Consider the following 11,905-nt stretch of genomic DNA (forward strand, 5'->3'; position numbering starts at 1 on the left):
CAGACAATGAGACCGGATCATGAAAGAGAAAAAATCGTAAATATTGAAGAACGGATTCCCAAAATAAAAGAGCAGCGAAAGCAGAAGGCAAATCGCCGCCTCATTTCGTTTATTCTGCTTTTTTTTGTCATGACACTTATTATTGTGTATTTGCAAACGCCTATCAGCAAAATCTCATCAGTCGCCATTTCCGGCAATGAAAATGTAACGAAACAGGAGATTCTCTCGCTATCGGATATTAAAAACGGTGATACTGAATTCTGGAGTTTGGACAAGAAAAAAACAGAAAAAAAGATCCAGCAAAATAAATTAATAAAAAAAGCGCAAATAAGCAAATCTCTTCCCAACAAAATCAACATCTCTATCGAAGAATATAAAGCAATTGCTTATTTACAAAAAGACAATGTATATTATGAAGTGCTGGAAAACGGCTCTGTACTGCCGAATGAAGTGACGCCGGACGATGCCGGCCCTATTTTGGTGAACTGGAAGAATACCAAAAAAAGAATTCAGATGGCTAAGCAGCTGGATGCTTTGTCAGAATCTCTTAAACAGTCGATTTCTGAAATTTACTATACGCCTACGAAAATGGATAATAATCGTATTAAGATGTTTATGAATGATGGATATGTGGTCACAGCGTCTCTTAAAACCTTTGCAGACCGTATGAAAACCTATCCTTCTATCATTTCTCAGCTGAAAGGCGATAAAAAAGGGATTATTCATTTAGAAGTTGCTACTTATTTTGAAGAATTTGGCAAAAACAACTCTGATGATAAAAAGGAAGATTAGAATTGAAAGGCAAATCAGCCGTCATCATATCTCTTGTCATGCTCATCGTAGGTTTTCTCATTTCTTTTTCATATCAGCTTACAAAAGATAATAAGAGTACGAATGCTGAGTCAGAAGAGTGGAAAAAAGAATACGCTTTGCGGGACGAGCTGTTAAAACAGGAGAAACAAAATAAAGAACTGAAAAAAGAGCTGTATGAAAAACAGTCAAAGGTCCGGCAGACAGAGAATAAGCTTAAAAAAGAAAAAACAGAATACTACAATGTGCTGGAAGATGTAGAAAAGTACAGAATGTACGTTGGTGAGGTCGGCGTGAAAGGGGAAGGGGTCCAAGTAACGCTGGAAGATGCCTCTTACATACCTGAAGGGGAAAATGTTAACAGCTACATCGTTCATGAGAGCCACATTTTCCAAGTGATGAATGAACTGTTTATCTCAGGAGCGTCAGCCGTTTCGATCAATGGACAGCGGCTGACGCATGATTCTTATATCAAATGCAACGGACCGGTCGTGACAGTCGACGGCGTGCAGCACCCGGCTCCATTTGTCATTTCCGCGATTGGAGATCCTGACGTGCTGATTCCTGCATTAAACATTGCCGGAGGGCTGATAGATCAGCTCAGCATGGACCATATCTCTGTAACGGCCGAGAAAGAAAAAGACATTCAAATGGAGGCACTTCTGAAAAACAAAGAGTGACCGAAAAAGCGGGTGAATATGCTTGAAAACAAAGCCCTCCTTCATAAGTATTACAGTGCTGATGGTGATATTCGGCTTAATGCTGTCAGTGCAGTTTAATTCATTGAAAAAACCCCAAGTACGTGACACAAGAGACATTTGGGAAATCAGGGAAGAACTTACGGCGGAGCAGAAAAAACAAGAAAGCCTTCTGGCGGAAATAAACAAATATGATAAGCTGCTGAATACGTATGACCAGCAGGAAGAAATGTCAAAAAAAACAGCGGTGAATAATACCCTTCAGAGCTTAAAAAAAACAGCGGGATTAACCGATATAACAGGTAGCGGAATTGCCATCAGCATCAGTCCGCTTTTTTCTGAAAGCCTGACAGGTGAGCCGGCCGGAAATCCGCCGCCGGATTTGCTGAAAAAGCTGATCAATGAACTGAATTCCTTTGGTGCTGAACATATTTCAATAAATGACAGAAGAGTCGTCAACAATACCGTGATTCGGGATATTAACGGCACAACAAAAATTGACGGATACAGCCTTGACCATTACCCTCTGACAGTGAAAGTGATCGGCACCGATGCTGACAAGCTGTACAGCAGGGTAAAGGCGTCTGCCCTTGAGGATATATTTGCCGGTGAAAATTTGGAATTGAAGACAGGCCGAGCAGAGCAAAACATAAAGGTGAAGGCCTATGACAGTGCGATTGAGGTGCAGCAGCTGAAACCGCTTAAAGATTAAAAAAGGAGGAGAGTCGTTATGTGGCTGCCGGTTCTTGGACTGTTGCTCGGAATTACAATCGGTCTGATGACAAATTTTACGATACCAAGTGAATACTCAAATTATCTGTCGCTCGCAGTGCTTGCAGCACTCGATACACTGGTAGGCGGAATAAGAGCTCATTTACAAGGTGTCTACGATGAATTGGTATTTGTTTCCGGTTTCTTCTTTAATATTATTCTGGCAATAAGTTTAGCTTTTCTAGGAGTCCATCTTGGTGTAGACTTGTATTTAGCAGGTATTTTCGCATTTGGGGTTAGATTATTTCAGAATATAGCCGTTATCAGAAGAAATCTACTAACAAAATGGACTGTTTCTAAAAAAAATAAAAAAAATGTGATATAAAAGAGGATATACATAGGATATAACGAATATTTTGAGTAAACATAAATGATGAAAAGTCAGATAGAAAGAATATTCGGATGTTATTTTTTGTTACACACTTGTAAAGCCACATTCATTGTATTGTTGTTCCGCAAATAATAGAATAGAAATGATCGAAATGTGAGGAGGTGCCATAGAATGAACAACAATGAACTTTACGTCAGTCTTGACATCGGTACGTCCAATATAAAAGTGATCGTCGGAGAAATGACAGATGATTCCCTTAACATTATCGGTGTGGGAAATGTACCGTCTGAAGGGATAAAAAAAGGCTCAATCGTTGATATAGATGAGACCGTTCATTCTATAAGAAAAGCGTTTGACCAAGCTGAAAGAATGGTAGGTTTTCCGCTTAGAAAAGCCATTGTCGGCGTTAATGGAAATTATATCAATATTCAAGATACGAACGGTGTTGTAGCAGTTTCAAGCGAAAATAAAGAGATCCATACAGAAGACGTTCGCCGCGTAATGGAAGCGGCTCAGGTTGTGTCGATACCGCATGAACAGCTGATTGTTGACGTTATTCCCAGACAGTTTATCGTTGACGGAAGAGATGAAATTACCGATCCGAAAAAAATGCTTGGTGTCCGCTTAGAAGTAGAAGGCACGTTGATTACCGGATCAAAAACCATTTTACATAATTTGCTCCGCTGTGTTGAACGCGCCGGTATTGAGATTACAGACATTTGTCTTCAGCCGCTTGCAGCAGGTTCGGCAGCCTTGTCAAAAGACGAGAAGAACCTTGGTGTCGCTCTTATTGATATAGGAGGGGGATCAACGACAGTTGCGGTGTTCGAGCAAGGGCATCTCACTGCCACCCATGTGATTCCTCTCGGGGGCGAAAACATCACAAAGGATGTCTCAATCGGTTTGAGAACATCTACTGAAGAAGCCGAAAGAGTAAAAAAACAATTTGGACATGCCTACTATGACGAAGCCTCTGAAGACGAAGTGTTCGAGGTCTCTGTCATCGGGACAAACCAAAAACAAACTTTTACTCAGATGGAAGTGGCAGATATCATTGAGGCGAGAGTCGAAGAGATCCTGCAGATCGTTTCCTCCGAGCTTCGCGGGATGGGAATTAACGATCTGCCCGGCGGCTTTGTACTCACAGGAGGCCAAAGCGGAATGCCGGGGGTTCTGTCACTGGCTCAGGACGTTCTGCAAAACAACGTCAGAGTGGCAAGCCCTAATTATATCGGTGTAAGAGACCCCCAATATATGACGGGAGTGGGCCTGATCCAATTCGCTTGCCGGAATGCTAGAATTCAGGGCAGAAGAGTCGGATTCAAAATGCCGGAAGAAGCTGTACAGGAAATCGCAGTCTCAACAGAGGAACAGCATCATCGAAAAGAAGTGCAGCAGCGGCCAAAAGGAAAACAAAAAACACAAGCCGAAAACAACAACAAACAGAGCAAAATGAAAAAATTATTAAGCATGTTTTGGGAATAGATTTATAGTCATTCGGCAGATTAGGAGGATTTAGCATGTTGGAGTTCGAAACAAACATAGACGGCTTAGCATCAATTAAAGTAATCGGAGTAGGAGGCGGCGGAAACAACGCGGTCAACCGAATGATTGAAAATGAAGTGCAAGGAGTAGAGTACATCGCGGTAAATACGGACGCACAAGCTCTTAACCTGTCAAAAGCAGAAGTGAAAATGCAAATCGGCGCAAAGCTGACTCGGGGACTTGGTGCGGGCGCCAATCCTGAAGTCGGAAAAAAAGCCGCAGAAGAAAGCAAGGAACAGATTGAAGAAGCGTTAAAAGGCGCTGACATGGTGTTCGTAACGGCCGGAATGGGCGGCGGAACCGGAACAGGAGCCGCACCGGTTATCGCTCAAATCGCGAAGGATTTAGGCGCGTTAACGGTTGGTGTTGTCACAAGACCGTTTACATTCGAAGGACGGAAAAGACAGCTGCAGGCAGCAGGCGGCATCACATCAATGAAAGAAGCAGTTGACACGCTGATTGTCATTCCTAATGACCGTATCTTAGAGATCGTCGACAAAAACACACCAATGCTGGAAGCGTTCCGTGAAGCGGATAATGTTCTCCGTCAAGGTGTCCAAGGTATATCTGATTTGATCGCCACTCCGGGATTGATCAACCTTGACTTCGCCGATGTGAAAACGATTATGTCCAACAAAGGTTCGGCCCTCATGGGAATCGGTATTGCTACAGGGGAAAGCCGTGCCGCAGAGGCAGCGAAAAAAGCGATTTCCAGCCCTCTTCTTGAAGCAGCAATTGACGGTGCTCAAGGTGTGCTTATGAACATTACAGGCGGAACAAATCTCAGTCTTTATGAAGTACAGGAAGCAGCGGACATTGTCGCTTCTGCATCTGATCAAGATGTAAACATGATTTTCGGTTCTGTTATTAATGAGAACCTAAAAGATGAAATTGTCGTTACGGTAATCGCAACTGGTTTTATTGAGCAAGAGAAGGACGTTACAAAACAGCAGCGCCCTTCATTAAACCAAAGTATAAAACCACAGAACCAAAGCGTTCCGAAACGCGAGCCGAAACGTGAAGAGCAGCAGCAGCAAAACACAGGCCGCCACACTTCACAGCCGGCAGATGATGCGCTTGATATTCCTACATTTTTAAGAAACCGCAATAAACGCGGATAAATCAAAAAGACAAAACCATTAGGTTTTGTCTTTTTTTTTGTACTTTTTTATTATCTCATTTGTAACACCTTCATTTGATCTCCATTTTTAAGGTCTTTATTATTACGTCTTCAGTTGCAATAAAACCAAACAGATCAATTTACCTACAGGTAATTTATGACAATATATTCATTTTCACTTATATGGAAATGCCGTGACAGAAAACGACAATATCTGTATATGGATTTGTCTACAGTTAACATACAGCAATGATTAGACAAGCTATCTCACATTTAAAGGAGGGTCGACATTTTTTTAGACAGGTATTGCAGAAGAAGGGGGATAAAATATTGAGGAAAAAAACGAAAAACAGGCTGGTTAGTACTGTCTTAAGCACTGTAGTAGTGAGTTCGCTTTTGTTTCCGGGGACAGCCGGAGCACAAGGCAGTAAAGAGGCAGCAACTGTAAAGCAAAAGGTCAATTCTGCTGAGTCGATCCAAAATAAAATCTCTAAATCGCTAAAAAGCAGCTTTAAAAAGGATGACAAAGTAACGTTTTTGATCAAACTCAAGGACAAAGCCGATACAAAAAAAGCCGCTAAGGCGGCTGAAAAAAATGCGAAATTAAAGGCGATGTCCAATGCAAAAACAGAGTATCAAAAACGCTCCGCCGTTGTATCTTCACTAAGAATGACAGCTGATGAATCCCAAGCAGATGTAAAGAAATACCTAGAAGAGCAAAAAAGCAAAGGAAACGCAGATGATATCCATTCTTACTATGTTGTAAATGGAATCGCTGTACATGCTTCAAAAGATGTCATGGAAAAAGTGGCGCAATTTCCTGAGGTGGAGAAAGTGCTGCCAAACGAAAAAAGACAGCTGTATAAGTCCTCTTCTGCCCCTTTCAACATGAAAAAAACACAAAAAGCAGTGAAAGCCAATGATGGTGTCGAATGGAACATAGATCAAATCGATGCGCCAAAAGCATGGGATCTTGGCTATGACGGCACGGGAACAGTCGTTGGGTCTATTGATACGGGCGTCGAATGGGATCATCCAGCCCTAAAAGAAAAATACCGAGGTTATAATCCAGAAAATCCTGATCAGCCTGATCATGAGATGAACTGGTTTGACGCTGTATCGGAAGAAGGGGCTCCTTTTGACGATCTTCAGCATGGAACCCATGTGACAGGCACGATGGTCGGTTCCGAACCGGATGGCTCAAATCAAATCGGTGTGGCGCCTGGCGCTAAATGGATAGCAGCGAAAGCATTTTCAGAAGATGGCGGAACAGACGCTGACATCTTGGAGGCGGGTGAATGGATGCTGGCTCCTAAAGATGCAGACGGTAATCCGCATCCGGAAATGGCTCCTGATGTCGTCAACAACTCCTGGGGAGGCGGTCCCGGTCTTGACGAGTGGTACAGGGACATGGTGAATGCATGGATAGCTGCTGATATTTTCCCGGAATTTTCAGCGGGAAATACAGATCTATTTAACCCGGGCGGTCCCGAATCAATCGCCAATCCTGCTAATTATCCGGAGGCCTTTGCGACAGGTGCGACCGATATTAATAAAAAGCTCGCTGAATTCTCGCTGCAAGGTCCTTCTCCTTATGATGAAGTCAAGCCGGAAATTTCAGCACCGGGAGTGAACATCCGATCTTCTGTGCCGGGCCAAACATATGAAGGCGGATGGAACGGTACATCAATGGCGGGACCGCACGTTTCAGCTGTAGTCGCCCTGTTAAGGCAGGCGGATGCTTCGATTTCAGTCGATGAAATAGAGGAAGTACTGACAAGCACGGCAGAAACGCTGACGGATTCCGCATTCCCTGACTCACCGAATAACGGCTACGGCCACGGGCTTGTGAATGCATTTGATGCCATCTCAGCCGTGACAGATGGATTAGGGAAAGCAGAAGGCCAAGTATCTGTTGAGGGAGACGATCAAGAGCCTCCCGCATTTCAGCATGAAGCAGCGGATGAAGCCTATGAAGGAGCCAATCTTCCTCTCTCTGTGACAGCGGAAGACAATGTGAGCGTGATATCTGTTAAGCTTTCCTACAAGTTTGATAAAGGAGAATGGACGACGCTTACTGCCAAACGCACCAGCGGAGACCATAAGAAAGGAACTTACCAAGCTGACATCCCAAAAATAAAAGGGTCATCTTTAAACTATAAATGGACAATTCAAGATTTCGGCGGAAATACCGTTGAATCAGATATATATGAAGTGGCTGTCAAACAAAGCATATCAGCTGGCTACAAGCAAGATTTTGAATCGAAGCCGGGCGGATGGTCAAGCTACGGAACCAATAACAACTGGGAATGGGGAGTGCCGGCATCAGGTCCTGATGCAGCAGCTTCCGGAGAAAACGTCTACGGTACCAATTTGGCCGGGAAATATGCAAATTCAGCTAATATGAATTTGACAATGCCGCCAATCCAAGTGCCGGACTCGGGAAAATTGTTTCTTCAATTTAAAAGCTGGCACAACATTGAAGAAGATTTTGATTACGGCTATGTGTTCGTTCTTCCTGAAGGGCAAACCGAATGGGTTCAGGCCGGAATATACAATGGACAAACATCAGGCTGGACCGATGAGCAAATTGACTTATCAGCTTACAGCGGACAAAACATCAAAGTAATGTTCAACCTTCAAAGCGATGAAAGCATCGCAAAGGACGGCTGGTACATTGATGATGTTCAGCTGGCAGATGCGTCTTCAGGCAAAACAGCTAAAAAGAATAAACTGGGCGTCCAAAAGCCGACAGAAAAACAAAAGAAAAAAGCGGTAGATCCTAAAAAAGCTGAGCCGGCGGCTAAAACAGCGGTGCAAAGCGGGAAAAAAAGAGATAAGTCGCCAAACCTTCTGCCGCTCAGAGCGCAAGTCAGTGTATTAGAAACCGGAAAATCTACTTACTCTAATGAAACAACAGGGCAATACACGCTTTCACATAAGGCTGGAGACTATACACTTAAGGCGGAAGCATACGGTTATCAATCAAAAACGCAAAACATTATCATCAAGGCAGACCAAACCGCGCAGGCAAACTTTACATTAGAAAAATTAAAAACGGGAACCTTAAAAGGCACTGTTGTTAATCATGCAACGGGAGAGCCGGTAAAAGGGGCATCTGTTTATGTTGTGGAGGATGCAGCCATTGAACCGGCTGTGACCAACGAACAAGGTGAATATTCATTAGAAGCTTATGAAGGCTCATATACGATAAAGATTGCGGCTAAGGGTTATTACAGCAATGAATTTTCTGTAGATTTGAAAGGGAATGTCACAAAGGAGACAGAGCTTAAACCGTTTGTCGGCTATCCTGGAGAAATCGGCTATGATGACGGAACGGCGGAAAACGCGAATGCCTTTTTAAATGCAGGTAATGGCTGGGCCGTTAAAATGACATTAGCCGATGGGAAAGAGAAAGGCATACTCACTGGCGGTTTATTCAAATTTTGGGATACGGAATGGCCTGATCCAGGAGGAACAGAATTTAAAGTAGAGGTATTTGATGCGAGCGGAAAAGATGGAGCGCCCGGAAAGAAAATTGCCGGACCGTTTAACGCTGATGCGCTTCGCAACGGAGAGTGGACAAAAGTTGACCTAAGTTCCAAAGGGATTATGGTAGATAAGGAATTCTACCTTGTCTATATCCAAGCAAAACAGAATCCTTATGTGCCGGGACTGGCGAGTGATGAGAACGGTCCGTATTCAGACCGGAACTGGGAGTATTCGGACGGCAGCTGGACAAAATCGACTAAGGAAGGTGGAAACTTTATGATCCGCGCCTTGGTTGATTACGAGCTTCAAGTGCCTGAAATCACATCTCCGGCTGATAAATCATTTACAAATAAAGAGAACGTAACTGTAAAGGGGAAGGCTTCACCCGGCACAACCGTTCATCTCTACAATGGAGACCAAGAAGCAGGAGAAACGAAAGCTGACACGGATGGTACATTCCAAGCAGACATTACTCTCCGAGAGGGAGCAAATACTTTAACCGCGACGGGATCAACGGACAGCGGAACGACAGAACCATCCAGTGCGGTAACAGTCACCCTTGATCAGCAAAAGCCTGAAGTAACAATTGATAATCCAAAGAACGGCGACAAAATCAATAAAGAAGCTTTGACTGTAAAAGGAAAGGCTGAAGATGACAATCTGGAATGGGTAAAAGTTAACGGCAAAAAAGCAACGATCTCAGACGGAACGTATTCAGCCCGCATTCTATTAGAAAATGGCAGCAACGAAGTGAAAGTCACCGCTTCTGATGCAGCAGGCAATAAAACAACCAAAAAAGTTGTTGTTGACGTGAACTATGATCAGCCGGTCATTACTGGCTTAGTGCCTGGGCAGGATAAAATGTTAAAAGCCGGTGAATCGGTGAAAATCGCATTTTCGAGTGCAAAGGATTTAGATGCGACATTTGTTATTAGAATGCCGCTGACGAATGCAAGAGCAAGTGTCCAAAACGCGACAGAACTGCCATTAAGAGAAATTTCTCCGGGGCAATATGAAGGATACTGGACGGCGACTTCTTCTATTAAAGCAAATGGCGCCAAAGTTGAAGTGATTGTAAGAGACGATTATGGCAATGAAACGAGACAAGTTGCCAAAGGTAAACTTTATATTAATGAAGAAAAATAATCATGAAACGCTGCCGTGATAGGCAGCGTTTTTTATTTGGATAGCTATCCTCCGCAATTAAACATTCCAATTCCGCATTCTCGACAAATTAAGCAGATATCCCTTAAAAATTGTATTTCTCTCTCAACATTAATTGACAGACTTTCCCACAGAGCTTGCTTTATACTTATGAAACAAGAGAAGAAAACAGCGTTGTGAAAGATAAGAGAAGAAAGGGGTCAGATGTGAAAATCTATTTAGATGTCATTTGGCTGTTGAACTTTTGTTTTGATTCTCTTTTGCTTTTGCTGACGGCGTTTATCTTAAAACGCCACGTAAAAAAAAGAAGAGTGATATTCGGGGCCTTTATCGGTTCCAGTATCGTGCTTTTCATGTTTACTCCAATTTCGCCGTTTGTAGAGCATCCTGCAGGTAAATTGGCTTTTTCGGTTGTGATTGTGCTTGTTACTTTTGGATTTAAACGATTTCGATTTTTCTTTCAGAATTTGTTTTCCTTTTATTTCGCGACATTTCTAATGGGAGGAGGAATTATCGGCGCCCACTCTTTATTACAGACAAGGTCGGTTATGCAGCACGGTGTTATGATTACAAATCAAACCGGTTTTGGCGATCCTGTCAGCTGGATGTTTATAGTGGCCGGATTTCCCGCGATATGGTTTTTTTCTAAGAAAAGAATCGAGGATATTGAGACAAAGACGATTCAATATGAGGAGCGTGTCAGACTTCAAGCGGATATAGGAGGACAGACGCTTCACGCTAAAGGGCTTGTTGATTCAGGAAACCAGCTGTACGATCCGCTGACGAAAACACCTGTCATGATTATTCATATTGATAAGCTGGAACCTATACTTGGAGAGAAAGAGACACATTTGATCCGAAGCTTCAGCCCGCTTGAAGTCATTGATCAGTTTGATGATTCATTCCGCTATTTAGATAAAATCAGGCTCATTCCTTATCGGGGCGTGGGGCAGGATAATCAATTTTTATTATGCCTGAAGCCTGATCATGTCACCATCTATACGAAAGATGAAATGATCGCTGCGGACAAATGCTTAATCGGCATCAGCACCGCCGCTCTGTCGGCTGAAGGAGAATTCGACGCGATCATTCATCCGAAAATGCTGTCCGGCAAAGCTGTTAAGCATGTGTCGTGATGTTCTTAAATGTCCGTTATTTATCATACTCAAAAAGCGAGGCATTTAGAAGGGAGAGGAAGATGAAAAAACTAAAATTAAGGTTGACGTATCTTTGGTATAAATGGCTGATGAAACTTGGTTTAAAAAGCGATGAAGTGTACTATATCGGAGGAAGTGAAGCACTGCCGCCGCCTTTGTCTAAGGATGAAGAACAAGTTCTTCTGCTGAAGCTGCCGAGCGGTGATCAGGCAGCTCGCGCAATTTTAATTGAACGCAATTTGCGTCTGGTGGTTTATATTGCCCGGAAATTTGAAAATACCGGAATCAATATTGAAGATTTGATCAGTATCGGAACCATTGGTTTAATCAAAGCCGTTAACACCTTTAATCCAGAAAAAAAGATCAAGCTGGCTACATATGCCTCAAGATGTATAGAAAATGAAATTTTAATGTATTTAAGAAGAAATAACAAAATCCGTTCAGAAGTGTCTTTTGATGAACCGCTTAACATTGATTGGGACGGCAATGAGCTTTTGCTTTCAGACGTACTCGGAACGGATGATGATATCATCACAAAGGATATTGAAGCGAATGTTGATAAGAAGCTTCTGAAAAAAGCGCTTGAACAGTTAAACGACAGAGAAAAACAAATTATGGAACTCCGTTTCGGCCTTGTCGGAGAGGAAGAAAAAACGCAAAAGGATGTAGCGGATATGATGGGAATATCCCAATCCTACATTTCGCGCTTAGAAAAAAGAATCATCAAAAGGCTGAGGAAAGAGTTTAACAAAATGGTGTAAAAAAATTTTAAAACGCAACCCTTGATTTTACAGGGTTTTCCTAATCGACTGTATTT

General features: G+C 42.8%; 9 protein-coding genes. All 9 read left to right on the top strand.

The window, feature by feature from the left end; all coding sequences use genetic code 11:
* The first annotated feature begins 6 nt into the window (after window positions 1–6).
* Complete coding sequence (locus AAHT65_RS15050) at window positions 7–792, top strand: cell division protein FtsQ/DivIB (RefSeq protein WP_343310451.1); 786 nt, start codon at window positions 7–9, stop codon at window positions 790–792.
* 2 nt (window positions 793–794) lie between these two features.
* Window positions 795–1,490 carry a DUF881 domain-containing protein gene (locus AAHT65_RS15055; protein ID WP_003329048.1) on the top strand — a complete coding sequence of 232 codons (696 nt, stop codon included), beginning with the start codon at window positions 795–797 and terminating at the stop codon, window positions 1,488–1,490.
* A 22-nt stretch (window positions 1,491–1,512) separates the two neighbouring features.
* Window positions 1,513–2,220, top strand: a complete 708-nt coding sequence (locus AAHT65_RS15060) for a DUF881 domain-containing protein (RefSeq protein WP_010788536.1) — start codon at window positions 1,513–1,515, stop codon at window positions 2,218–2,220.
* An 18-nt stretch (window positions 2,221–2,238) separates the two neighbouring features.
* Window positions 2,239–2,604, top strand: a complete 366-nt coding sequence (locus tag AAHT65_RS15065; protein WP_003329046.1) for a small basic family protein — start codon at window positions 2,239–2,241, stop codon at window positions 2,602–2,604.
* A gap of 177 nt (window positions 2,605–2,781) precedes the next feature.
* On the top strand, window positions 2,782–4,095 hold the full coding sequence (ftsA, locus tag AAHT65_RS15070; RefSeq protein WP_003329045.1) for a cell division protein FtsA: 1,314 nt from the start codon (window positions 2,782–2,784) through the stop codon (window positions 4,093–4,095).
* A 35-nt stretch (window positions 4,096–4,130) separates the two neighbouring features.
* Window positions 4,131–5,276 (top strand): cell division protein FtsZ, encoded by a 1,146-nt coding sequence (gene ftsZ, locus AAHT65_RS15075; RefSeq protein ID WP_003329044.1) that lies wholly within the window; start codon window positions 4,131–4,133, stop codon window positions 5,274–5,276.
* 329 nt (window positions 5,277–5,605) lie between these two features.
* Window positions 5,606–9,913 (top strand): S8 family serine peptidase, encoded by a 4,308-nt coding sequence (locus AAHT65_RS15080; protein WP_343310452.1) that lies wholly within the window; start codon window positions 5,606–5,608, stop codon window positions 9,911–9,913.
* A 224-nt stretch (window positions 9,914–10,137) separates the two neighbouring features.
* A complete protein-coding gene (gene spoIIGA, locus AAHT65_RS15085; RefSeq protein ID WP_003329042.1) occupies window positions 10,138–11,067 on the top strand; it encodes a sigma-E processing peptidase SpoIIGA in 930 nt (309 codons plus the stop codon).
* A 62-nt stretch (window positions 11,068–11,129) separates the two neighbouring features.
* Window positions 11,130–11,849: an RNA polymerase sporulation sigma factor SigE gene (sigE, locus tag AAHT65_RS15090; RefSeq protein ID WP_088117121.1), complete on the top strand. Its 720-nt coding sequence runs from the start codon at window positions 11,130–11,132 to the stop codon at window positions 11,847–11,849.
* Window positions 11,850–11,905 lie beyond the last annotated feature (56 nt).

Origin of the sequence: Bacillus atrophaeus, assembly GCF_039519175.1 — a bacterium.
GTDB classification, from domain to species: Bacteria; Bacillota; Bacilli; order Bacillales; family Bacillaceae; genus Bacillus; species Bacillus atrophaeus.